A 24,059-nucleotide genomic window follows, 5' to 3' on the forward strand; every position below is an offset into this window, starting at 1 on the left:
ATCCAGCTCGGCGGCTAGGCGGGCTGGAAGGTGAATCCACGTTCGCGCAGGCCTTTGATGTAGCCACTCCCGTCGAACGCGTCCTCAATATCCAGTACTGCAAGCGTGGTGGATGCGTCCCCGGTCGCGGCGTCCACCGCATTGAGCCAGGCATCCAGCCGCAATGCGTCCAGCGCGAGCGCAGCGGCGGGCGTGTCCGCCGGCGTGTCGCCACTCGTGTCGTCCCCGTACATGGCAACGGCATCGCCCTGTGCCCAGGCCTGGGCCTGCGCGACGGCGATCCGCGGCAGCTGGCGCAGTCGCTGCACCTGTGCCGCAAACCGGGTGGTGTCATCGAGTACAGCGTGTGCCGGGGCACTGTCGCCATTCAACGGAATGTCGATGGTCAACTCAGCGCGTGGCACATGGTAGCGGCCTCCGGCTGCATGGCTGGTCCGGCGCAGCTCCTTGCAGAACACCTTCGGCGATTCCAGGCCGTGGCGGGCCATGATGGCCTTGCGCAGTACCTTGAGCGCGAAAAAGGGACGCAGGTGTTCCAGCCCGACAGACGCGATTCCGCTGTGCTCCACTGCCGCCTGCCATTCGGCATGGGCCTCGGCGGGGAGAAGATCGCGCAGCGTGCGGCCGTCCGCGATGCGGTGAACGATCGAGGCATCCGCCACCACCCGGCGCAGCCGGGTCAGCGCGCGCAGCCCAGAGCCTTGCCATGCGCCGCTGATGTCGACCTTCGGTCGTGCCAGAAGCGTGTTCGCCGCCGACGCAATGCGTCCCGCGTCGCCCAGCTGCGATGGCATCGCGCCGGGAAGCGCAGCAGGGACAGGGAGGAGCCACAGGCGTGCATCCGCACGCTGCGCGAGCCAGAGTGCAGGACCTTCTGCGCGGATCGTAGGTGCGGGAAGGGTGTCCGTCCTGCCCGCACCGCTGTTCCTGGGCGACACAGATACTGTCCTCACCGTGCGATGGACGGAAACGTCAAGCGACACGGACAGCAGTGAACGGGTTGGGCGGGCAGCCGTCATGGGAATTCCTGCAGGGGAGGGGCCTCGGTTGGTGTAGCCGATGCTGGGCATCACAGCGGATGCCGGCTATCGGACAACGACGACATCGCTGGCCGTGCCTGCGCGCCCCTCGCGTGGGCGCTACCCTTCCGTACCGCTGTCGTTCTCCGTCACCTGCAAGCGCTCGGGATGGGTATACACATTGAACCCGCTCTCCCGCGCGAACCCGACCAGGCACAGGCCGGCACTGCGGGCCAGGTCGATCGCCAGCGCGGTCGGTGCTGACACTGCAGCCAGTATGCTGGCACCGGCGCGCACCGCCTTGCTGACCATTTCGTAGCTGGCCCGGCTGGAAATCACCAGCAGGCCGCCTTCGATGGCGTGTTCGTTGTGGTGCAGCGCACCGATCAGCTTGTCCAGTGCATTGTGGCGTCCGACATCCTCCCGCACCCAGCCGATGCGTCCACTGGCATCGGCCCAGGCCGCGGCGTGGGTGGAGCCGCTTGCCGCATTCATCGGCTGGTGCTGCGTCAGCGTGGCCAGCGCGCGCTGCAGAGCGGCGGGCGAGTAGCTGCGTCGCTCGCGGATCTGCGGCAGTGGGCGCAGCACTTCTTCCAGCTGGCGCGTGCCGCACAGGCCACAGCCACCACGACCGGGCAGCAGGCGTCCATTGGACGGGTCCAGGTCGGCACCGGGTGCCTCCTCAGCCACGGTCATCTGCAATTCGATGCCTTCCAGCTGCGGGCGGATCTCGATCGACAGCAGCTGCGAGGGGGTGTCGATCAGGCCTTCGCTGAGCGAGAAACCGAGCGCGAAGTCTTCCAGGTCGCACGGTGTGGCCATCATCACCGCAAAGGCGGCGCCGTTGTAGCGCAGCGCCACCGGCACTTCTTCGGCCACCACATCGACCTGCTGCTGTTGCCCCTCGTTGCGCCAGCGCTGCAGCGGGCGTTGGGCGGTGCCGGCAGGTGGGGTGTGCGGCGGGATCGAATCAGGCATGCAGCGCGTCCGGACAAGGGAGAAACGCGGGCGGGCCACCGCCTGCGGTTTCGAGGATAGCGCAGTGGTCGCGCGCAGACGCGGCGGTAACCGTTGCCATGGCAGGTTGTGCTGAAAACCGCCTGTACCCTCTGGCGAAGCCGCGCAGGCCGTGCTTGACTGTGCGGCTGGTCGTGCCATTGACTGCGCCGCCGGACCGCGTTGTGCCGATTGTTGCTGCGTTCCTTCCGTAAGGTTCCCGAACATGTCCGAGCAGAAACCGCCGCGTTACAAGCCCTACAACCAGCCTGCCGGAGGCTGGGGTGCCGCCGGTGCCACCGCCAAGGTGCTGCTGCAGCAGAGTGTGATCGGCAAGGGGTCGAAGGCGCTGCTGGCGATGAACCAGCCCGGTGGCTTCAAGTGCCCCAGCTGCGCGTTCCCCGATGCCGACGAACGCAGGAAGCTGGAGTTCTGCGAGAACGGCGCGAAGGCACTGGCCTGGGAGGCTACGGAGTTCCGGGCCGGCCGCGAGTTGTTCGCCCGGCACACCGTCACGGAGCTGATGGCGCAGACCGACTACTGGTTGGAGATGCAGGGCCGGCTGACCGAGCCGATGCGCTACGACGCAGCCACCGACCACTATGTGCCGTGCAGCTGGGACGATGCCTTTGCACTGATCGGTCGCCACCTGCAGGCGCTGGACAGCCCACACCAGGCCGAGTTCTACACCTCCGGGCGCACGCCCAACGAAGCGGCGTTCCTGTATTCAATCTTCGTGCGCGAGTTTGGTACCAACAACTTCCCGGACTGCTCGAACATGTGCCACGAGCCGACCAGCCGCGGGCTGCCGCCGGCCATCGGGGTGGGCAAGGGCACCATCGTGCTGCAGGATTTCGAGCATGCCGAGGCGATCTTCGTGATCGGCCAGAACACCGGCACCAATTCACCGCGGATGATGAGCAACCTGGTCGATGCGCGCAAACGCGGCATCCCGATCGTGGCGGTCAATCCGATGCCCGAGCGCGCGCTGATCCGCTTTGCCGAGCCGCAGGACGTGGTGCAGATGGCCACGTTCGGTTCGACCGAGATCACCAGCGAGTTCGTGCACATCCGCATCGGCGGCGACCTGGCCCTGATCAAGGGCATGATGAAGGTGATGTTCGAGCGCGAGGCGCAGGGCGAGCGCGTGCTCGACCATGATTTCCTGTCAGAACACACAGTGGGCCTGGAGGCGCTGCGCGAGGATGTGCTGGCGCAGGACTGGGACCAGATCGTGCAGGTATCCGGCATCTCGCAGGCGCAGATACGCCGCTGTGCGGAGATCTACATCCGCTCCAAGGCCACCGTGATCTGCTACGGCATGGGCCTGACCCAGCATCAGTACGGCTCGCGCCTGCTGCAGCAGGTCGCCAACCTGCTGATGCTGCGCGGCAACTTCGGCAAGCCCGGTGCTGGCATAGGGCCGATCCGTGGTCATTCCAATGTGCAGGGCGACCGCACCGTCGGCATCGACGAGAAGCCCAAGCCGGCCTACCTGGACCGCGTGCAGCAGGTGTTCGGCTTCGATCCGCCGCGTGAGCATGGCCACCATGTGGTCGAGTCCATCGAGGCGATGCTGGACGGCAGCGCCAAGGTGTTCATCGGCCTGGGGGGCAACTTCATCCATGCGGTGCCCGATACGCCTCGCGCGTATGAAGCGATGCGTGGGCTGGACCTGACCGTGGGCATCGCCACCAAGCTCAATCGAGGTCATCTGGTTCATGGCCGCGATGCGCTGATCCTGCCGGTAGTGGCGCGCTCGGAGCGCATCGTCACGCCGGCCGGCGAGCAGTTCGTCACCATCGAAGACGCGATGTCGAACGTGACCGCCTCGCGCGGCGTGCTCGAACCGGTCAGCACGGAGGTGCTGCCCGAGGTCGAGATCGTCTGCCGCATGGCGATGGCTGCGCTGCCGCACAGCAAGGTCGACTGGGCGCGCTGCATGCACGACTATGCACCTATTCGCGAACTGATCGCTGCCGTGTACCCGGAGATCTACACCGGCTTCAACGAGCGCATCCAGCAGCCGCACGGTTTCCATCTGGACATTCCGCCGCGCCGCCGCGTGTGGCCCACGCCCAATGGCAAGGCCAACATCCTGGTGATACCCGGCCTGGACGTCGACGATCCGGTGCACGATCCGGACATGTTGCGGTTGGCCACCGTGCGCTCGCACGACCAGTACAACACCACGATCTACAGCTACAACGATCGCTATCGCGGCGTGTACAACGATCGCATGGTGCTGTTCATGAACATCGAGGACCGGCTGGCGCGCGGGCTGGAGAAGGAGGCGCTGGTCAGCCTGGAGACGATCAGCCGCGATGGCGTGCAGCGGCGCATCGAGGGCCTGACCGTACTGGACTACCCGATGCCGCGCGGCGCGCTGGCCGGTTACTACCCGGAACTGAACCCGTTGTTGCCGCTGGACTACTACGACCGCATCAGCGGTACGCCAGCGGCCAAGTCGATCCCGGTGCGGATGAGCGCGATGGTGGCGGCGATTGCGTGACACGCGCATCGGCTATCATCGGCGGGTGAACCTGCCTGGCCTGCTGCTGCGATGGATGCTGCTTGTCGCCCTGGTGCTGAATGCACCGGCGCTCGCGCTTGCCTCATCTTCGTACAGCGGGTCGGCCAATCAGGATCACTGCGCTGCACCGCACTCGGCCGGCATGGCGGCAGCCGGCTGCTGCGATGATGCGGCCCCGGCGGCCTGCCAGGGTGGTGAGTGTGAATGCCCGCCGGCCTGCCTTGGCATGCTGGCCACGTTGAGCGGTATGCCCGCCTCGCCGTGGCGCGAGGCGCCGGTAGCCGCCAGTACCCGGCAACGCGCACCGCCGCCGATGCCGGACCCATTGCGGCCCCCTATCGCGTGATTCCCTGCAGGCCTCAAGCGCCTGCCGTAGCTGCTCGACTTTTCTCGACGCTGCCTGTGCCTTCGATGCGCGGGCGACGGGCCGCGTTGCCCGCCTCTGCAAAGGAATCACGCAATGAACCGTACTCTCTCCCTCGGCCTGCTGCTGGGTACCGTGTTGGCCACGACCGCCTGTGCACGTGCCGCCGAAGAATCCGCCGCCGCACCGATCGCCAGCGCAGCACCGGTGGCACCGATCCAGGCCAGCCCGGCCAAGGTCGATCCGGCCTTGCCGGTGGCCATCGTGCACAAGACCGCCAGCTGCGGCTGCTGTGGCATCTGGGTCGACCACCTGAAGGCCGCCGGCTTCCAGGTGGAGGTGCATGACACCGACGACATGAACCCGATCAAGGTTCGCCTGGGCGTGCCGGTCGGCAAGGCGTCCTGCCATACCGCCGAGATCGGCGGGTATGTGGTCGAGGGCCACATTCCGGCCGAGGACATCAAGCGCCTGCTGGCCGAACGCCCGGCCGCGCGCGGGCTGGTGCTGCCCGGCATGCCGGCCGGTTCGCCGGGCATGGAAATGCCGGATGGCTACGTGCAGCCGTATACCGTCGAGCTGGTGCGCACCGACGGCAGTACCGAGCCGTTCGCCCAGCACGGACAGGGTGGCTGATGGACGGCGGGTGCCGGTCGTTCTGACCGGCACTCTTCGACGCATCCTGTGTAGAGCCGAGCCCACGCTCGGCTGTGTTTGGCCGGCAAGCCGAGCATGGGCTCGGCTCTACGGGATCAGCGTGCTGCGGCCGTTTCCTTGGCCAACTGTGCGTCGAACTTCTTCTCGGCCGCATCCGCGTAGGCCTTGCAGTTCAGTGCCTTGTCGCTGGCCTTGCTGCCAGCGGCATAGTTCCAGTTGCTGGCGCCCGGATGCGGGGTCAGCAACAGGTCGCAGGGCAGGCCGCGCACCGTAGCGAAGCTGCGCCGGTAGTCCTCGACCAGGTGGGGATAGCGGGCGTTGCCCTGCAGCTGGTAGCCCGGCGCACTCAGGCTGTCGGCGTAGGCGATGCGCACCGGCTTGCCATCGCGGGTATCAGTCCAGGTCCAGGCGGTGCTGCCCGGGGTGTGCCCCGGCATGAAGTGTGCGGTGAACGCGATGCCACCCACCGTGACCACTTCGCCATCCATGATGATGCGGTCGGTGCTGGCCGGCGGAAAGGTGATGCTGTCGCCAAAGTGCAGGTCGTTGCTGCCGCCGCGCGCCAGCAGCACCGCTGATTCGGCGTTGGCTACCACCATCGCACCGGTACGGCGCTTCAGTTCTGCCACCGGGCCCGCATGGTCGGCATGCGCATGGCTGAGCAGGATCAAGCGCAGGTCCTGCGGCGCCACGTCGCGCACCTTCATGTTGCTGATGAGGTGGCTGGCCATCTGCGGCATGCCGCCGTCGAGCAGCACCGCGCCGTCGGCGGTCTGCACCAGGAGCGCGGTCAGGTCCTCAGTGCCGATCTGCCAGGTATGGTCGGCAATCTGCAGCGGCGCCATCGGCTGCAGCCAGGATGGGTCTACGGTGTAGGCCTGCAGCTGTGGCAGCGGTGAGTCGGCGGCAGTGACATCAAAGGCAAGTGTGGCAGTCAGGGCAAGGGTCGTCAGGCAACGGCGCATGGCGGAGAGGGGTCTGGATAGGGTCGGATGAAGCTAGCACGTACCCTGGACGGCCCGTTTCGCGAATAACTCATGGCTGCCATAAGGTTCGCCGCAGCCGATGCCGGGATTGTTCGCTTGCTCTGGACTGTGAATCCATCTGCACGGGCTGTTGCGCACGATCGGCCGGGGCTAGCCTGTTCCCAGGCTCAAGGAGGTGGACCATGCATGTGCTCATGGTGATGCTCGGCGGCGTGCTCCTGCTGGGCGTGTTCCTGCTGTTTGGCCGTCTCTGGAGCGTGGGCACCTCGCAGCTGCCCACGGCGCTGATCGCCTTCATCGCTACCTGGCTGCTGGTGGCCGTGGCCAACATGTGGGTGGGGGTCAGCAAGGCCGGTTACGCGGTACGCGAGGAGTTGCCGATCCTGTTGCTGGTGTTTGCCGCGCCGGCGCTGCTGGCCGGTTTCCTATACTGGCGCCTGGCGCGCTGAAGGAGTTCCATGCGTACCCGACTGCGCTTGCCCGCGCTGCGCCACCGCGACGGCCACCATGCCCGCGTGACCTACGAAGAACTGTTCTTCGATCTGGTTTACGTTTTCGCGGTTACCCAGCTCAGCCACCATCTGTTGCACCACCTGGACCTGGCTGGCGTGCTGCAGACCCTGGTGCTGTGGTTCGCGGTCTGGCTCGGCTGGCAGTACGCGTGCTGGGTCAGCAACTGGTTCGACCCGGAGGCGCCGCGCATCCGCGGCCTGCTGTTCGCCACCATGCTGCTGGCGTTGTTGATGTCCTCGTCCATTCCCGTGGCGTTTGCCGATCGCGCGTGGATCTTCGCCGGGGCGTACGCCACGATGCAGGTCGGACGCACCGCGTTCGTGCTGCTGGAGGTTGGCCGGAGCCATCCGTTGGCACCGAACTTCCGCCGCATGCTGGCCTGGGTCAGCGTGTCGGCCTGCTTCTGGCTGGCCGGCGCGGCGGCTGAGGGCAACCTCCGCCTGGCATTGTGGGCGGTGGCGGTGGCCTGCGAATACATCTCGCCGATGTTCGGCTTCGCGTTCCCGGGCATGGGCCGTTCGCACACCCGCGACTGGACCATTGAGGGCGGACACCTGGCCGAACGCTGCCAGCTGTTCGTCATCGTCGCACTGGGCGAGACGTTGCTGGCAACCGGGGGCGTGCTCAGCGACGTCGAGCATTGGAGCCTGGAAGTGGTTTCAGCGGTGTTGGCCACCTTCGCCGGCACGATTGCCATGTGGTGGCTGTACTTCGGCATCTCCAGCCGCGATGCCACAGAGGCCATCACCCACGCCGAAGACCCCGGGCGGATGGGCGCCAACTTCCACTACGTGCATGCATTGCTGATCGCCGGCATCATCGCCACCGCGGTGGGCAACGATCTGGTCATGGACCACCCGGCGGCGGCGGTCACCACGGTGTACGCCACCGTGATGGTGGCGGGCCCGCTGATCTACCTGCTGGGCAGCGCCCTGTACAAGCGCGTGGTCTATGGACGCGCGCCGCGCTCGCACCTGCTGGGCGCGGCGGCGCTGCTGGTGCTGGGCCTGGTGTTGCCCTGGATGCACCTGCTGGCCGCCGGATGGCTGACCAGCCTGGTGCTGCTGGGCGTGGGCGTGCTGGATGCGCGGCTGAAGCGGCGCACCCGGCCGCTGCCGGGCTAGAACCCGCCGCCGGTCTTGAAGCCACCGCCACCGCTGATGCCGCCGCCGCTGTGGAAGCTGCCGCCGCTGGAACTGGAACTGGAACTGGAACCGGAGCTCGAGCTGGAACTCGAACGCGAGCTTGACCTCGAGCTGGAACTGCTGGAACCGCCCGAAAGCAGGTCGAACAGGCTGCCAGAGGAGCGGGTGGTGCTTTGGCTGCGGGGGGTGCTGAAGAAGGATGCGGCGACGGTGGCCGGGGCTGCGGACCGGTAGCTCGGCGCCTCGTAGGCCTGGCGTTCGATGTCTGCTGCTGCCTGGTAGCTCCTGCGCGCGGCCTGCAGGCTGTCCAGGCGCTTCTTCAGCACGGCCATTTCACGGGTGTGCTCAGCCACCATGCCGTCGATCTCGTCCAGGCGCAGGCGATTGCCATGGATACGTTCAAGCACGGCATCGTCCTCGCCGGACGCTGTGGCGGCGACGCGGCCGTACAGGTCGTCCATGCTCTTGGCCGACAGTGTGCGCGCCAGCGCGGTGAGCAGGGCACCGCCTTCGGCATCGGTCCAGCTGCGGAAGCCATCGATCTGTGCCTGCTTGGCATCCACGGTCTGCCGATGCAGCTGCTCGGCCAACAGTGCCTGCGCCACTGCGCTCTGTGCCGTCTGCAGCTGCTGGCGCAGCGGGTCGCCACCGGCGCGGGCGAGGGCGGCATCGCGGGCCTGCTGAACCGGCTGGCGGGCGGCCTCCACGTCGTCGCGGGCGCGTCCGGCATGTTCCTGCAGATAGGGCGGAAGCTCGACCAGCGTGGCGTACTCGCGACGGGCACGGTCGAAGCCGCACAGCCCGGCCAGCCAGCCATCGACGGTGCGCACCAGCGGCCAGCCGCGGTACGCCGTGCTGCCGTAGTTGCGCCGGTGCAGGTACATGAAGATCGGGTCGGCCTGGTAGGCGCCGGCCTTGGCGTCATGCTCCGACTGCGCGGAGGCGGTCATGCGCTCCACCGTGTCGGCGCGTGCAACAGCCAGCTGCAGGTCGTCCTGCAGCACCCTGTAGGTGGGTTCCGCTTCCAGCGTGGTGTCCACCTGGTCCTGCAGGGCCTGCCAGCGTCCACCGGCGGCGTCGCGTGCGGCAATGGCCTCCTGCGATCGCTGCTGCAGGGACTGCTCGATGTCCAGCAGCGCCTGCAGCTCCTCGGCCAGCACCGCCGCTTTGCGGTCACGGCGCTGCAGATCGGCGCTGGACTGCTGCAGCAGGTCCCGGGCCAGCATCGGCGGCGCATCGGCGGCGGCCTCGGCCTGCAGGCGGGCCAGGGCGTTGAAGTCGTCGCGGACCCGTCCGTGCAGCGCCTCCTGTTCCTTGATCAGCTCCCGGCACTGGTCGCCACGCGCGGCCAGTTGTGCCTGCACCTGGCCGATATCGGTTTCGACATCGGCAATCGCGTCGTTCAGGTCTCTCATGTCAGTTCCTTACCCATCACCATTGGGTGATGTAGCCACCGGTGGCGGGCATGCGGAACCGCGGCGACAGGCTGCCGCGCGGCTTGCTGCCGATCTGGTCGTCTTCGATGATGCCGTTGTCCTGCTTGTCGGCGGCAACGCGGCTGTAGGTGGCCTCGGGCACACGTACGGCAAACACCGAGACCCGTTCCTCCTTGCCGGTTTCCTCGTTGCGGATCGGCAGTTCGACAGCGTTGCCGGCCTCGTCCAGCGCTTCGGTCACCAGGTAGTAGTTGCGGCCACCATTGGCCTTTTCGTTGTAGCGCCAGACGCCGGTGCGTTCATCGTCACGGTTGACGATGCGGTAGACCAGGGTCTGCGACAGCAACCCCACCAGCTGGCTGACCTCGTCCAGGGCCGGCCCGGCTTCGGACAGCGTCTCGACCCGGATCAGGCGGGCGGCCTGCTCCAGTGCACGCTCGAAGCGCTTGCGGTCTTCGCCGGCGACACCGGTGGCGAGGCCATCGGCCTTGAGCTGGGCCAGGCGCTCGTTGAGCGCGGCCAGTTTGTCGGCGCTGCCGATCAGGTCCTTCAGGGTTGCTACCGCCTGACCGGCCGCGGCGATATCGCCTGCGCGCAGTGCGACATCGCCGCCGGTGTAGGCGCGTGCGCGCACCTGCTCGGCATCCGGCGCCAGGCGTGCTGCCTTTGCAGCGGCGTTGGTGGTGTCCAGCAGCTCGCTGGCCTTGATCGCCTGGCCGAGGGTGTTCAGCCGCTCGGTCAGCGGAGGCAGGGTGTCCTTGGCCTGCGCCAGCAGTTGCGCCGCTGCCAGCCGATGCTGCTCCACCTGCGCGGCCGCCTGCTGGCCGGTGGCGCTGCCACCGCTGCTGAGCCGGGTGAGCTTGTCCTTGCGCACAAGGGTCGGCTGCGCGGCCAGTGCGGCGGGAACCTCGGCAAAGCGCCGCTGTGCCTCGACCAGCGCGGCCTGTGCGCCCTCGGTCAGCGGCTGCAGGCGCTCGCCGCTGGCGGTGGCACGTGGCAGCAGTCCCTGCAGGGCCTGTTCCTGTGCAGCCAGCAGGGCGCGCGCTGCGGCAGCCTCCTGTTGCTGTGCGGCCACCTTGTCGTTCAGCACCTGCACGTTCTTCTGCACGTTGCTCTCGTGCACGAACGCGCCGAAGCTGCGCGCCATCACCAGCAGGACACCGAGCATCAGCAGCACCAGGGCTACCATCAGCGCCCATTTCAGCAGCCGGCTGCGGTCGATCCAGCGCCGCGCCAGCCAGGCCTTCCAGCCTCGCGGCGCGGTGTAGAGGTAGCGCTGCTCACGCTGGGCCTGGATGCCGGCTTCGAGGATCTCGTCGGAGACCTCGATGCCCTGCGAGCGGTACAGCTCAAGCAGGCGCTGCTTCAGCGTCGCCTTGTCATGGCCGCTGTCGGCCAGCGCCTTCATTTCGGCATTGCGGTAACGCAGCTGGTCGACCACATCCATGGTCAGCAGCGCATCCTGCAGCTCGGCAGGGGCCATCCTCGCACTCACCTCAGCGCGACTCCGGGCTCGGCGGTGCCTGCAGCAGGGCAGCGAAACGCTGCTTGCCCTGTTCGACATACTCGGCGATCTCCGCGGAATCGCGCGTGGCCTGTCCACGCAGCTGCTCGATCTCCTGCAGCGAGGTCTCCTGGAAGCGCACCACCGCATCGACCAGCTTGCGCACCGAATCGACGCCGATGGTGGCGCCGTAGCCGGCCTTCAGACCCTCGTGCAGCACGTCGTCGCCAATGTTGGCCACCGCTTCCAGGCCCTTGGAGGTGCCCTCGGTCATCGCATTGAGCGCCTGCGTGGACTCATGCAGGCCCATCTGCGTGGTGAATGCCAGGTTCAAGGCGGTGAAACTGGTCTCATTGGTGGAGAAGAACACCACCGAGCGCTCGTTGACGCGGCGCTTGACCTCATGCGACTGGTGCACGCGCAGCATGATCGCCTCGGAGGTGGCGTAGTTCACCTGCAGGTTCTCGGCCAGGTCCTTGGCCAGCTGGTAGCGCGACTCCTCGGCCTGGTTGTTGCGCAGGGCCTCGTCGCGGGCCATGACCAGGCGGCCGGTGTCGGCGGCATCGGCGGACGGGTCGGCCGATTCCACGCGCTGCTGCGCCTGCTTCAGCGCCTCGCGCGCATCGGCCAGCGCCTGCTCCTGCAGCTTCAACAGCTCATGGGCCTGGATCTCGGCATCCTTGATCGACAGGCGGAAGTCGCCGTACATCTCCAGCACCCGCGACTCGCGCTGCAGCTGCTCGGCCGAATCGCGGCTGACGTCCAGGAACGTACGGCGGATCTTCTCGAACCGACTCGGGATGTCGCCGCGGGTGACCTTCATCCACAGGTTCTGCAGGCGCTCGCCCATGTCGATCTTGCCGTCACGCACCTGCTCGACCATGGCGCTGGCGTCATCACGGATGCTGTCGAAGGCGCGGATGATCTCGGTATAGCGGTCGGACACCTTGGCCGAGCTGATTTCATCACGCATCACGGCATTGAAATGGCCGGACTGCTGCAGCACGCGGGCAATGGCCACCACGCGGCCCTGGTCGAGGGTGGACAGCTGCGAGACCAGCGCGATGGCCGGTGCGTTGTTGTCCTGGGGGGCGGCCAGGCCCAGGCTGCGCAGCGTGGCCATGGCGCGGTCGAGGTACTTGATCGGCGCGGTGGCGGCCGGCGTGGCAAGGAGGGTGTTCTCGGGCATTTCGACGGCTCCGGTCAGGGCAAGCGATGAGGAACCTGCCATGCGGAACGGGCAGGTTGCTGCGAAACGAAGGGGAGGGGAAGCAGCAGCCGTGCGGTGCACGGCAGGCGGGCCCGGTCAAGGGACGACGGCCCGGCAAGGGCGAGGGTGGTGTCCTGTTCACGCATGGCGCATTCCCTGCAGATCGCCCCCCTGGCGATTCCTCACCCATTGTAGCGGTGGTGATGGGCAGGTGAAGCCCCACCGATGGCAGGGTGGAGTAGCGTTGGCGCACGCTCATCCGTTCCGGCAAGCGAGGGGGCCGTGCAGAACGTACCGCAGTGGTTGATATGGGCTGGACTGTCTGCCGCCTTCGCGGCGATGACCGCGCTGTTCGCCAAAGTCGGCGTCAAGGGCGTCGACTCGGACCTGGCCATGGCCATCCGCACCCTGGTGGTGGCAGCGGTAGTCCTGCCGCTGGTGGTGGTCACCGGCAAATGGTCCAACCCGTTGCTGCTGCCGGGGCGCACCCAGCTGTTCCTGGTGCTGTCGGCGCTGGCCACCGGTGCGTCGTGGCTGTTCTACTTCCGCGCATTGCAGAGCGGTGAGCTGGCCAAGGTGGCGGTGGTGGACAAGTTCAGCGTGGTACTGGTGATCGTGCTGGCCTATCTTCTGCTGGGCGAGCGGCCCAGCCTGCGGGAGTGGAGCGGCATCGGCCTGGTGCTGACCGGGGTGATCGTGCTGGCCACGAAGAAGTAGCCGCGTTCAACCGACCAGAGGGGAGAGCAGGATGCAGGGTGAAGCACACGGTACGTTTGAAGTGGATCTGCGGGCGATCGGTGGCAATGACGGCCCGATCGCGGTGATGTCGATCAACAAGACCTTTGCCGGCGACCTGCACGGCAGCAGCGTCGGCCAGATGCTGGCCTTCCGCACGCCGGTGCAGGGCTCGGCCGGCTACGTGGCGATGGAGCGGGTGACGGCCACGCTGGCCGGGCGACACGGCGCGTTCACCCTGCAGCACAATGGGTTGATGACCCGTGGCACGCCGCAGCTGAGCGTGGTGGTGGTGCCTGATTCCGGCAGTGACGGCTTGCTGGGCCTGGTCGGCACGCTGGAGATCACCATCAGCGAAGGTCGCCATGACTACCGGCTCCTGTACAGCCTGCCGGAAGAGCGCTAGCGCAGTTCCGCTGCCATCGCCGCGAGCCGGGCGACGGTGTTGAGATTGCGTGCCGTGCCCTGTGCCGAACCGGGAATACGCAAGCGCGAGTCGGCCATGCCGGCACCGTAGTGGATGAAGATCTCGCGCGTGCCGAGTGCGAGCTGTTCGTCGCGCCGGCCGGTCACGCCGTCCAGCGGATCGGCAGGCAGGCTGCCGTCGAGGAACAGCGCGACCACACGGTTGCCGGCGGCCTGCGCAAACGGGTTGCGTGCCACCACGCCGGCGATCTCGTTGGCCGAGCGCACCAGCACGCCCAGCGGCTTGCCGGCGTACGCCTGCAGCCGTTGGGCGAGGGCCTCCCGTACGGTGGATTCATCAAGCCCGCTGCGGAACACCACATTGCCGCTGGCGATGTAGGTGCGGACATCGGTGAAGCCTGCGTCCTCGCACATCGCCACCAGTTCGCGCATCGGCAGCTTGCCGGTGCCGCCGACGTTGACCGCGCGCAGCAGCGCGACGTGGACGTTCATGGCGTACCCGCCTGCAGGCGGTCGTACATGCGCACCAGGTCAACCAGGGTGCGTGCGCCCATCTTGCGCATCACCTGCGCACGGCGCACCTTCACCGTGATCTCGCTGACGCCCAGATCGCCGGCGATCTGCTTGTTGAGGCGGCCGCGCACCACGCCATCGACCACCTCGCGCTCGCCGGCATTGAGGGTGTCCCAGCGCAGCTGCAGCGCGCCGAGTGCCTCGCCCTCGCGGCGGCGCTGGCGGTCGATCTCGATGCCCTTGTGGATGGCATCGAGCAGTTCCTGGTCACGGAAGGGCTTGGTGAGGAATTCGATGGCGCCGTCCTTGATCGCGTTGACGCCCATCGCGATGTCGCCGTGGCCGGTGATGAACACCACCGGCAGCTGCAGGCCGTGGCTGCTCATCGTGCGATGGAATTCAAGACCGCTCTGGCCGGGCATGCGCACGTCCAGCACGAGGCATGCCGGTGCGTCTTCCAGCGCGTGTTCGAGGAAGGCCTGGGTGGAGGCGAAGGCCCGCACCTGCAGGCCCATCGAGGCCAGCAGGTCTTCCAGTGCCGCGCGCACCGACGGATCGTCGTCGACCACATAGACGATGGGTGCCGGATCGGGGTTGGCGGCAGTGGGCTTACGCATGGTGGGCGTCCGTGGCAATGGGCAGGTCGAACACAAAGCAGGCACCGCCGCCTGCCGGTCGTTCGGCACGGATCTGGCCGTCGTTGGCTTCGATCATCGAGCGGCTCAGGCTGAGACCCAGCCCCAGACCGTGCGACTTGGTGGTCCAGAAGGCATCGAAGACGCGTTCGGGATGATCGGCGGGCAGGCCGACACCGCGATCACGGACGCTGAGGCTGACCCGCTGGCCGTCGCGCCGGGTCAGCAGGGACAAGCGCCGGTCGGCGGTGGGCACGGTCTCCATCGCGTCCACCGCATTGAGGATCAGGTTGCCGATCACCTGCTGCACCTGCACGCGGTCGGCCTGCACCGGTGGCAGTTCGGCGTCCAGCAGCAGCGCCACGGCCACGCCATGCCGGTCCAGCTCGCTGCGCGACAGCGCCAGCATTTCCGCCACCGCCTGGTTCAGATCGAAGGCGCGTCGCTGCGGTGCCGCGCCCTGGGTCAGGCCGCGGATGCGGGCGATCACGTCGCCTGCGCGGTGTGCATCGGCCAGGATGCGGGCCACGGTCTGCCGGGCCTTGTCCACGTTCGGTGGGTCCTGCGCGAGCCAACGCTGGCAGGCTTCGGCGCTGCTGGCGATGGCCGCCAGCGGCTGGTTCACTTCATGCGCGATGGAGGTGGTGAGCTCGCCCACGGTGGAAGCGCGCGCCACGCGCAGCAGGCGGCCCTGTGCTTCCTGCACGGCGGCCTTGGCCGCTTCCATGTTCAGCGCGAGGTAGGTGGTGATGCCGATCACCAGCATGCCGATCACCGAGTTGACCAGGCCGATGCGATAGGTGCCGAAGCGGGTCAGGAAGAAGCTCAGCCCGGTCAGCGCGATGCAGGTAATGGCCAGGGTGATCAACCCGCGTGCGCCCATCACGCGCGATGCGGCCAGGATGACCGCCGCGTAGAAGCAGGCAGCGGCAACCGCGTAATCGGTGACGGTGTCGATCAGGAAGATCGCCGCCATCACGACGATCAGGGCCAGCAGCACCAGTGGGCGGCGGGGCGACAGCGATGGCATCGGGACGGCTCCCTGGCGTGGGCGGAAAGGATAGCAAAGCCGCCTTTGGATGGATGCCGACCCTGGTCGGCGTGCTCCTGCGCGGTGGGTGCCGGCTCCTGGTAGGTGCCGGCCGTTGGTCGGCACAGCACTTGAACGGCGGGGCGATGAGGGCTTGTGCCGACCAACGGTCGGCACCCACCAAAGCGATGCACGGTGCACCCGGGGGGCATGAAGTTGCCGGCCAGCGGCCGGCACTAATCCTCCAGGCTGGCGTTCCAGAACCCCTGCAGCACGCCGGGCGTGGTCGCCAGCGTCGCCAGTACCGCATCCAGTTCGCCGGCATCCACCGTGGTGGCATACAGCACCGCTTCGATTTCCACGTCGCGCTCGCCGAACGGGCGCTGGTCCACCGCGCGCACCGGGTACTGCGCCTGCTCAAGCAGCAGCAACAGCTGGTCCAGTATCTCGGCCTGCTGCTCGCGCTGGCAGACCACGTTGATCGCATAGGTTGCCTCGCTGAACGCTTCCGGCAGCGGCTGCCGCTGGATGCGGTTCACCACCGGCCGCAGCAGGGTGTTGGCGGCCAGCACGAACACCGCGGCGAGCACTGCTTCGGGCAGCAGCTTGATACCGGCGCATGCTCCCACCGCCGCCGATCCCCACAAGGTGGCGGCGGTGTTCAGGCCAGACACCTGCGCGCCGTCCTTCATGATCGCGCCGGCACCAAGGAAGCCGACGCCGGAGATCACATAGGCCACCACATGCAGCGGTGACGGTGGACCGCCGTACAGGTCATGGAAGCGCACCGCCAGATCGACGAACACCGCCGCTCCCACCGCCACCAGCGTGTTGGTACGCAGGCCGGCGGTGCGTTGCCGCAGCTGGCGTTCCAGGCCGATGACCGTGCCCAGCACGAACGCCACCGACAGGCTGATCAGCGAGCTGAGCGTGGCGCCGGCGTTGAACACCGGCAGGTTCGGATTGATGTCCATTGTGTTTCTCCCTGGACAAAGCGGCGGGCGCTTACTGCCAGCCGTAACGACGGATGTAGAACCGCTTCAGCGCAGTGGTCAGCACCGCGTAGCCGAACAGGATCGCGACCAGGAACGGCCAGTAGCCGGCCGGCAGCGCCTGCAGCTTGAAGTAGCCGGCCAGCGGGCTCATCGGCAGGGCCACGCCAATGGCCATGATCAGGCCGGTCATCAGCAGCAGTGGCGGCGCGGCGATGCTCTGCAGGAACGGCAGCTTCGGCGTGCGGATCATGTGCACGATCAGGGTCTGGGTCAGCAGGCCGACCACGAACCAGCCGGACTGGAACAGGCCCTGGTCGGACGGCGTGCGTGCATCGAACACGTACCACATCAGCGCGAAGCAGCTCAGGTCGAAGATCGAGCTGATCGGCCCGAAGAACACCATGAAGCGGCCGATGTCCGCCGGGTTCCACTTCAGCGGCTTGCGCACCAGCTCCTCGTCCACGTTGTCGAACGGAATGGCGATCTGCGAGATGTCGTACAGCAGGTTCTGCACCAGCAGCTGCAGCGGCAGCATCGGCAGGAACGGCAGGAAGGCCGAGGCCACCAGCACCGAGAACACGTTGCCGAAGTTGGAGCTGGCGGTCATGCGGATGTACTTCAGCATGTTGTTGAACGTGCGCCGGCCCTGGATGACACCTTCCTCCAGCACCATCAGGTTCTTTTCCAGCAGGATGATGTCGGCCGCCTCCTTGGCGATGTCCACCGCACTGTCCACGCTGATGCCGATGTCGGCTGCGCGCAGCGCCGGTGCATCATTGATGCCGTCGCCGAGGAAGCCGACCACCTTGCCCTGAGCACGCAGCTCGCGCACCAGGCGCTCCTTGTGCAGCGGCGTCAGCCGGGCGAACACGCGATGGTGGTGCAGCGCCCGCGACAGCGCGCCGTCGTCCATGCGCTCGATCTGCGGCCCGGTCAGGATGGTGTCGGTGTCCAGCCCCACCTGCGCGCAGACACGCGCGGTTACCAGTTCGTTGTCACCGGTGAAGACCTTGACCTCCACGCCATGCGCGGCCAGCGCCTGCAGCGCCTGCGCGGCCGATTCCTTCGGCGGGTCGAGGAACGCCACGTAGCCGATCAGGGTCAGGCCGCATTCGTCGGCCTGCGAATAGGTGGTCCGGCTGGCCGCGGTCTCCTTCATCGCTACCGCCACCACGCGCAGGCCCTGTTCGTTCAGTTCCTCGGTGGTCTGCCGCACCCGCGCCAGGCGACGCTCGTCCAGCGGCATGTCCTGGCCGTTTTCACGCACGGTGCTGCAGACTGCCAGCATCTCTTCTACCGCCCCCTTGCAGATCAGCTCATGGTGGTCCTCGCGCTCGGAGACCACCACCGACATGCGGCGGCGCTCGAAGTCGAACGGGATCTCATCCACCTTGTGGTAGTCCTGCGACAGCCGCAGCGAACTCTGCAACTCCACGTGCTCCAGTACCGCACGGTCCAGCAGGTTGATCAGGCCGGTCTGGAAGTGGCTGTTGAGGTAGGCGAACTTCAGCACATCCTCCGAATCGTGGCCGAACACATCGGTGTGGCGCTCCAGCGCGATCCTGTCCTGGGTGAGCGTACCGGTCTTGTCGGTGCACAGCACTTCCATCGCACCGAAGTTCTGGATGGCATCCAGGCGCTTGACGATCACCTTGCGCCGCGACAGCAGCACCGCGCCCTTGGCCAGGGTGGAAGTGACGATCATCGGCAGCATTTCCGGCGTCAGGCCCACCGCCACCGACAGCGCGAACAGGAACGCCTCGGTCCAGTCGCCCTTGGTCCAGCCGTTGATCAGCAGCACGAACGGCACCATCACCAGCGCGAAGCGGATCAGCAGCCAGCTGACACTGTTGACGCCGGCCTGGAATGCGGTGGGCGCACGGTCGGTGGCGGTGCTGCGCTGGGCCAGGGTGCCGAAGTAGGTGCCGTTACCGGTGGCCAGCACAATGGCGGTGGCCGTACCGGACACCACGTTGGTACCCATGAACAGCAGGTTGTGCTGTTCCAGCAGGCCGGCCAGGCCATCGCCCGGGTGCGCGAATTTCTCCACCGGCAGCGACTCGCCGGTCATCGCCGCCTGCGCCACGAACAGGTCCTTGGCGTTCAGCACGCGGCAATCGGCCGGAATCATGTCGCCTGCCGACAGCACGATGTGGTCGCCGGGCACCAGTTCACGGATCGGCAGGTCCAGCAGGCGTGCAGGGCGACGGCTGTGCAGGCGCGCGCCGAAGTACTGGTCTGCCACATACGCAGCCTCGGTGCCGGGATTGCGGCGCAGCACGCGCGCAGTGTTGCCGACCAGTGCCTTCAGCCGCTCGGCCGCTCGGTTCGAACGACCCTCCTGCACGAAGCGGATCAGCGTGGACAGCAGCACCATCGCACCGATGACGATCGTCGCCTTGATGTCCTCGGTCAGCCAGGACACCGCCGCCAGCACGGTCAGCAGCAGGTTGAACGGATTGCGGTAGCACTGCCACAGGTGGCGCCACCACGGCAGCGGCTTTTCGTGATCCACCTCATTGGGGCCGAGCGTGGCCAGTCGCTCCTCGGCCTCATGGGGACTGAGACCATCGGCATGCGAGCCCAGCGTGGCCAGCAGCTCGGCTTCGTCCCGCTGGGCGAGGGTGACCAGGCCGGTGGTGAGCGCGAACGGCGCCGCTTCGGCGCTGCCCGGACCAAACCCGGCTTCGGGCATCGCGCGGCGGCGGAACAGGTAGCCTGCGCGACGGCTGCGCAGGAAGGCGTTGAACCAGGCGTTAAGCAGGCTCATGGGACTCTCCTCGAATGTCAGAGCCGGCCGGGGCCGGAACACGAACGGAACGGTTGGATCAGGTCAGGCGTGGCGCATCGCCAGCACCGCGGGCGACCACGGCTGCATGTGCAGGCGCTGGCTGCCACCGATGCACAGCGGCTTCATCGCATCGCGCAGCGGGTAGGGCAGGTGGCGCAGCACGTTGATACGTTCGCTGATCGGCAGCAGCGACAGCGCGTCGGCCACCACGCGTGGCGAGCCGAGCGACAGCGAACGGGCGAACATGACCGGGCCGTGCTGCAGCAGCTGGCTGCGCAGCGCGGCAACATCGCGCTCACCGATCAGGCGGCGCAGGGTGATGTAGAGGATCTTGTAGGACATGGGGGCGATCTCCAGGCAGGCGGCACCTGGCGATCCCCCGTCACTCAGGCAGGCAGGGACCGGCGGGCAGGCGCCAGGAACAGGCAACAAGCGGTGATCCGGGGTGCGGCGCACCCGGCAGGGTCGGGGTCCATCTGCGTCTCCATGAGGGAAAGGTGCCAGCCAGGGTTGCCCTGGCCAGTGGTGCTATTGTCCGCCCCTGAATGGGACAGGCCTAGAGACTCGTGGGTTAGCCCGGCTATACCTTGGTATAGCCGGGCATGCACAGCGCCAATCGAGGGTTCAGTGATGGATCAATGCGAAGCGCTGGTCTGCTTGCACACGTCGTACTCGCCACGGGTCAACGTCTTGTCACGGTCGGTATCGCAGGCATGCAGGCGTTCGGCCCAGTCCGGTGCTATTGCATCGACTTCCGCCAGGGTGACGATGCCGTCCTTGTCCCTGTCCAGCGACTCGTACGGCGGTATCAACTTCACTTCGGTGACGTCCTCGGCGGCGGTGGCCTTGCTCGCCTCCTGGGTCCTGGAACAGGCACCCAGCAGCAGGGCCGCACAAAGCGAGAGTGCAATGGGAAGGTAGCGACAAGCGATCATGGCGTGCTCCTGAAGAGAAGGCGGACTACCGGTGCGGTGGTCACGGCCGGATCTTCTGCGGGAGGCTGTAAGTGGGCTGCGAAGAATGGGGCCCGTGGACCGTTGCCGGTGGGTTGCCATTCACCGGGCCACGCAGCTACGACTGCGCGGAGACGCCTGGGCGAGGTGGCTCGACGGAGACGGCTCGGTAGAGTCGACTGCCAGTCGACGATCGCGCGCGGCGCGGGGCTTTCAGCTTCCTGCCAAGAGCAGTCGACTGACAGTCGACTTTACCTTCCTACGGTGGAATGCCGGCCAGCGGCCGGCACTACCCTCCCTTCAGAAGCGGTCGGCAAAGGCGTCCGTGGCCCGCACCAGCGCATCCACCGTGGCCGGCTCGTTCGCGCTGTGGCCGGAGGTCACCATCTCCAGCCGGGCTTCCGGCCAGGCCTTGGCCAGGTCCCAGGCGCTGCGCGGCGGGCAGATGATGTCGTAGCGCCCCTGCACGATCACGCCCGGCAGGTGGCGGATGCGATCCATATCGCGCAGCAGCTGGTCCGGTTCCAGGAAGATGCCGTTGCGGAAGTAGTGCGCCTCGATGCGGGCCTTGGCCAGTGTGTCCAGCGGGTCATCGGTGGACTCGGCGTCCACATCATGCTGCAGGGTGGCCGCGTTGTCTTCCCAGCCCAGCCAGGCCTGCGCGGCTTCGATCCGGATCGCTTCATCCGGGCTTTCCATGCGGCTCCAGTAGGCTGCGATCATGTCGCCGCGCTCGGCTTCCGGAATGTAGGCCTCATAGCGGTCCCAGCGCTCCGGGAAGATCCAGCGCGCACCGCCGTTGGCCTCGGCGAACCAGCGGTTTTCCATTTCGCGGCCGAGGAATACGCCGCGCACGATCAGGCCGGTGGCGCGCTCGGGATGCGCCTGTGCGTAGGCCAGTGACAGGGTCGACCCCCAGGAGCCGCCATAAACCAGCCAACGCTCGATGCCCAGGTGCTCACGCACCTTCTCGATGTCGGCCACCAGGTCCTGCGTGGTGTTGTCGCGCAGCTCGCCGAACGGGGTGGAACGGCCGCTGCCACGCTGGTCGATCAACACAATGCGGTAGCGTGCCGGATCGAAGAAACGGCGATGGGTGGGCGAAATGCCCGCGCCTGGGCCGCCGTGCAGGTACACCACCGGAATGCCGTCCGGTGTGCCGCACTCTTCGACATGCAGCGTATGCAGATCGCTCACCGGCAGGGTGAACTCGCGGTAGGGTTCGATGGCGGGGTACAGGGTGCGCATGGCAGGTGTCTCACAAGCTGGGGCGGCCAGCATAGCGCCGACACCTGCGGGCTGCAGCGACGGGCTCCTGCTCGGCGCTGGAAATGGGCTGGCCGATGCGCATAAGCTTCCGCGATGCAAGCGACCACGACCGGGACGTCAACCTTCAACTTCACCCTCTGCAGCGGCGCGCGCGAGCTGCTGAAGTGGATCGCACTGCTGGCCATGACCGGTGATCACGTGGCCAAGGTGGCCTTTGGCGGCTACGTACCGGTGGTCAGCGAACTGGGGCGCATTGCCTTCCCGCTGTTCGCGCTGGTGATGGCCTGCAACCTGGCCCAGCCCGGGGCCGACCTGCGCAAATCGATACGCCGGCTCGCGTTGTGGGGGCTGATCGCGCAGCCATTGCACGCATTCGCGTTTGGTTCCTGGCTGCCGCTCAACATCCTGCTTACCTTCACTTTGGCGGTCGTGGCCGTTCATGCGCTGGCGAACCATCGGCCCGTTCTGCTGTTGCTGGCTGCCGGCGTGCTGCCGATGTTCGTGGATTACCAGTGGGCGGGTGTCGGCTGCGTGCTGCTGGGATGGATCGCGTTCCGGCATCGCGCGTGGTGGCTGCTGCTGGTCGGGCTCGCAGCGGTGTGCTGGGCGAACCACAACGGCTGGGCATTGCTGGCCGTACCGGTGGTGCTGCTGGCCGCGCGGGTGACATGGCCACTGCCGCGCTGGCGGTGGGCGTTCTATCTCTACTACGTCGGGCACCTGGGGGTGCTTGCTGCGTACGTGCTGCTGCGCGCCTGATTCGTCGCTGCAGGGTGGCGGCTATCGTCCCTGTCCGATGGAACGTGCTCGATCCTGCTTCCACGATGCGGCTTCCGGCCGCGTCCGCGGTCGCGCAACCACGCAAAGGAGCACTCCATGAGCATTGAACAGATCCTGTACACCGCCCAGGCCACCGCCGTCGGTGGTCGCGAGGGCCACGCCACCTCATCGGACAGGATGCTCGATATCGCGCTGTCCACGCCGGCAGAACTGGGTGGGACTGGCGGGACGGGCACCAACCCGGAGCAGTTGTTCGCCGCAGGTTACTCGGCGTGTTTCCTCGGCGCGCTGCGCCATGTCGCTGGCCACGAGGGCGTGAGCATCCCCGACAATGCTTCGGTTACCGGTCGCGTTGGCATCGGCCCGGTCAGCACCGGCTTCGCCATCGACGTCGCGCTGACCATCTCGTTGCCGGGCGTCGACAGCGAGCAGGCACGTGATCTGGTCAGCAAGGCCCACGTGGTATGCCCGTACTCGCATGCCACCCGCAACAACATCAACGTCGCGCTCATCGTAGCCTGACCCAACCGCCGCAGCGGGACGCGCCCGCTGCGGCCTTCGGGTTTACCCCGGCGCCATCCAGTCCAGTGGTGATGCCGCGAGAAATGCCTGCACCGTGCTGTACAGCGCGTCCGACTGCGCAGCGCTCCCATCCAGCCGGAACTCACCCAGCACGTGCAGGGTGCCGGCGCCGTCGTCATCGTTGCGATGCCCGGCAAGCAGCACCGGCACCCGCGCCAGTCGCGCAAGCCGCAACGGTGCGGGGTGACGATGGCCCGGCAGCGCGGAACGTACCATCAGCAGCGGATCCAGCAGCGCGATGATCGTGGCGCCACGTTGCAGCTGCCGCCAGCCCTGGCCGGGCATGGACGATGATCCGATGTCCAGGCGATGGCCCTGGCCCTGCAGTGCCGACAGGATTCGATGCTCGGCCGACCCTGGAGCGTGCGGGCAGCGGATGAAGTAGTGTGCCGGCGCACCCGGCCGGTCCAGCACGGCGGCGATGGCCAGTTCGACATCACCGGTGGGTAGCACGCAGACCACCCGGCGCCTGCCGGCTCCTGCTGCCCAGAGCGCCTGGGGGTCTTTCCAGGTGATCAGGCGCGCATGCCGTTTCACGGCGGGGAAGGGGAGTGAGCGCAGGTGGCGCAGGCGCATGCGCCGCAACCACGCATGTGCCAGCATGATGCTGCCCAGTCTGCTCGCCGTGCCGGCGGGCAGGCCGACCTGTTGCAGGGCGCTACAGGTGCGCTGGTAGCGACGGGTCTGCAGGCAGGATCCCAGCACGGCAGAGATCTGGCAGGCGACGCGCCGTTGCTGCGACGGTGACAGCAGGCGCGCGGCGAAGCCGCCCAGGCGCAGGCTGGCCTGATCGAGTGCATGCCGGCTGAGCAGCCGCAGCAGCCACCAGCGTTCGCCCATGCGTCGTGCCCACATTGCCGTCTCTCCGCGCCCTGCCGTTTCGAGATGACAGGGTTGCGGCGGGCGCAATGGACAGGAACCGGACAAGTACGAATTGTGGGTTGGCGTGAATAGTGGGGGGGAATGCGACACCCCAAACCCCGAAAT

At 67.2% G+C, this 24,059-nt stretch carries 23 protein-coding genes; 8 read left to right on the plus strand and 15 right to left on the minus strand.

Annotation, left to right across the window (positions count from 1 at the left end; all coding sequences use genetic code 11):
* Positions 1-14: 14 nt before the first annotated feature.
* Positions 15-794 (minus strand): TraB/GumN family protein, encoded by a 780-nt coding sequence (locus AC5P74_RS09025; RefSeq protein WP_070489603.1) that lies wholly within the window; start codon positions 792-794, stop codon positions 15-17.
* Positions 795-1,139: 345 nt separating this feature from the next.
* Positions 1,140-1,997: a formate dehydrogenase accessory sulfurtransferase FdhD gene (gene fdhD / locus AC5P74_RS09030; protein WP_329842173.1), complete on the minus strand. Its 858-nt coding sequence runs from the start codon at positions 1,995-1,997 to the stop codon at positions 1,140-1,142.
* A gap of 244 nt (positions 1,998-2,241) precedes the next feature.
* Here fdhD and AC5P74_RS09035 point away from each other — a divergent pair, with 244 nt between their 5' ends.
* Positions 2,242-4,527, plus strand: coding sequence for an FdhF/YdeP family oxidoreductase (locus AC5P74_RS09035; RefSeq protein WP_346608047.1), 2,286 nt, complete (start codon positions 2,242-2,244; stop codon positions 4,525-4,527).
* Between the two features lie 481 nt (positions 4,528-5,008).
* Positions 5,009-5,548 (plus strand): DUF411 domain-containing protein, encoded by a 540-nt coding sequence (locus tag AC5P74_RS09040; RefSeq protein ID WP_080375090.1) that lies wholly within the window; start codon positions 5,009-5,011, stop codon positions 5,546-5,548.
* A gap of 116 nt (positions 5,549-5,664) precedes the next feature.
* Here AC5P74_RS09040 and blaL1 read toward each other — a convergent pair whose 3' ends face one another.
* Positions 5,665-6,534, minus strand: a complete 870-nt coding sequence (blaL1, locus tag AC5P74_RS09045) for a L1 family subclass B3 metallo-beta-lactamase (RefSeq protein WP_053498889.1) — start codon at positions 6,532-6,534, stop codon at positions 5,665-5,667.
* Positions 6,535-6,737: 203 nt separating this feature from the next.
* Here blaL1 and AC5P74_RS09050 point away from each other — a divergent pair, with 203 nt between their 5' ends.
* Together AC5P74_RS09050 and AC5P74_RS09055 are read left to right on the plus strand one after the other, a co-directional pair.
* A complete protein-coding gene (locus AC5P74_RS09050; RefSeq protein ID WP_005416705.1) occupies positions 6,738-7,004 on the plus strand; it encodes a hypothetical protein in 267 nt (88 codons plus the stop codon).
* 9 nt (positions 7,005-7,013) lie between these two features.
* The gene (locus AC5P74_RS09055) at positions 7,014-8,192 is read left to right on the plus strand and encodes a low temperature requirement protein A (protein ID WP_346607289.1); all 1,179 of its coding nucleotides are present in this window, start codon (positions 7,014-7,016) and stop codon (positions 8,190-8,192) included.
* On the opposite strand, the gene AC5P74_RS09060 is transcribed toward AC5P74_RS09055, so the two are convergent.
* From AC5P74_RS09060 to AC5P74_RS09070, 3 genes are read right to left on the minus strand one after another with little or no spacing between them, the layout of a single operon-like run.
* Positions 8,189-9,628 (minus strand): coiled-coil domain-containing protein, encoded by a 1,440-nt coding sequence (locus AC5P74_RS09060; protein WP_346607288.1) that lies wholly within the window; start codon positions 9,626-9,628, stop codon positions 8,189-8,191. The two genes, AC5P74_RS09055 and AC5P74_RS09060, sit on opposite strands and share 4 nt — an antisense overlap.
* A gap of 16 nt (positions 9,629-9,644) precedes the next feature.
* Positions 9,645-11,132, minus strand: a complete 1,488-nt coding sequence (locus AC5P74_RS09065) for a DUF6384 family protein (protein WP_346607287.1) — start codon at positions 11,130-11,132, stop codon at positions 9,645-9,647.
* 13 nt (positions 11,133-11,145) lie between these two features.
* A complete protein-coding gene (locus tag AC5P74_RS09070) occupies positions 11,146-12,342 on the minus strand; it encodes a cell surface protein (RefSeq protein WP_346607286.1) in 1,197 nt (398 codons plus the stop codon).
* A gap of 303 nt (positions 12,343-12,645) precedes the next feature.
* On the opposite strand from AC5P74_RS09070, the gene AC5P74_RS09075 reads away from it, so the two are divergent.
* Positions 12,646-13,080: an EamA family transporter gene (locus tag AC5P74_RS09075; protein ID WP_070489588.1), complete on the plus strand. Its 435-nt coding sequence runs from the start codon at positions 12,646-12,648 to the stop codon at positions 13,078-13,080.
* Positions 13,081-13,111: 31 nt separating this feature from the next.
* Positions 13,112-13,504, plus strand: a complete 393-nt coding sequence (locus AC5P74_RS09080; RefSeq protein ID WP_065177726.1) for a DUF3224 domain-containing protein — start codon at positions 13,112-13,114, stop codon at positions 13,502-13,504.
* Here the strand turns inward: AC5P74_RS09080 and AC5P74_RS09085 are convergent.
* The 8 genes from AC5P74_RS09085 to pip all read right to left on the minus strand — a co-directional run bounded on the left by AC5P74_RS09085 (position 13,501) and on the right by pip (position 21,689).
* Positions 13,501-14,016, minus strand: coding sequence for a DUF1697 domain-containing protein (locus tag AC5P74_RS09085; protein WP_070489586.1), 516 nt, complete (start codon positions 14,014-14,016; stop codon positions 13,501-13,503). The two genes, AC5P74_RS09080 and AC5P74_RS09085, sit on opposite strands and share 4 nt — an antisense overlap.
* A complete protein-coding gene (locus AC5P74_RS09090; RefSeq protein ID WP_070489584.1) occupies positions 14,013-14,654 on the minus strand; it encodes a response regulator transcription factor in 642 nt (213 codons plus the stop codon). Before AC5P74_RS09090 ends, AC5P74_RS09085 begins: the two co-directional genes overlap by 4 nt.
* Positions 14,647-15,702 carry a sensor histidine kinase gene (locus AC5P74_RS09095; RefSeq protein WP_346607285.1) on the minus strand — a complete coding sequence of 352 codons (1,056 nt, stop codon included), beginning with the start codon at positions 15,700-15,702 and terminating at the stop codon, positions 14,647-14,649. Before AC5P74_RS09095 ends, AC5P74_RS09090 begins: the two co-directional genes overlap by 8 nt.
* Positions 15,703-15,938: 236 nt before the next feature.
* Positions 15,939-16,676: an MgtC/SapB family protein gene (locus AC5P74_RS09100; protein WP_346607284.1), complete on the minus strand. Its 738-nt coding sequence runs from the start codon at positions 16,674-16,676 to the stop codon at positions 15,939-15,941.
* Between the two features lie 31 nt (positions 16,677-16,707).
* Positions 16,708-19,467, minus strand: a complete 2,760-nt coding sequence (gene mgtA / locus AC5P74_RS09105; protein ID WP_495204884.1) for a magnesium-translocating P-type ATPase — start codon at positions 19,465-19,467, stop codon at positions 16,708-16,710.
* Positions 19,468-19,530: 63 nt separating this feature from the next.
* Positions 19,531-19,830 carry a hypothetical protein gene (locus AC5P74_RS09110; RefSeq protein WP_006447714.1) on the minus strand — a complete coding sequence of 100 codons (300 nt, stop codon included), beginning with the start codon at positions 19,828-19,830 and terminating at the stop codon, positions 19,531-19,533.
* 293 nt (positions 19,831-20,123) lie between these two features.
* Positions 20,124-20,423 (minus strand): EF-hand domain-containing protein, encoded by a 300-nt coding sequence (locus AC5P74_RS09115; protein ID WP_053500233.1) that lies wholly within the window; start codon positions 20,421-20,423, stop codon positions 20,124-20,126.
* A gap of 318 nt (positions 20,424-20,741) precedes the next feature.
* Positions 20,742-21,689: a prolyl aminopeptidase gene (gene pip, locus AC5P74_RS09120; protein ID WP_346607282.1), complete on the minus strand. Its 948-nt coding sequence runs from the start codon at positions 21,687-21,689 to the stop codon at positions 20,742-20,744.
* A 114-nt stretch (positions 21,690-21,803) separates the two neighbouring features.
* Between pip and AC5P74_RS09125 the strand changes: the two genes are divergently transcribed.
* Both AC5P74_RS09125 and AC5P74_RS09130 read left to right on the plus strand, forming a co-directional pair.
* Positions 21,804-22,469, plus strand: coding sequence for a TraX family protein (locus AC5P74_RS09125; protein WP_346607281.1), 666 nt, complete (start codon positions 21,804-21,806; stop codon positions 22,467-22,469).
* A 117-nt stretch (positions 22,470-22,586) separates the two neighbouring features.
* Complete coding sequence (locus tag AC5P74_RS09130; protein ID WP_005416694.1) at positions 22,587-23,012, plus strand: organic hydroperoxide resistance protein; 426 nt, start codon at positions 22,587-22,589, stop codon at positions 23,010-23,012.
* Positions 23,013-23,054: 42 nt separating this feature from the next.
* Here AC5P74_RS09130 and AC5P74_RS09135 read toward each other — a convergent pair whose 3' ends face one another.
* A complete protein-coding gene (locus AC5P74_RS09135) occupies positions 23,055-23,927 on the minus strand; it encodes a hypothetical protein (RefSeq protein WP_171957048.1) in 873 nt (290 codons plus the stop codon).
* Between the last annotated feature and the right edge of the window lie 132 nt (positions 23,928-24,059).

The organism is Stenotrophomonas sp. YJH_SMC_94-11, from assembly GCF_059370435.1.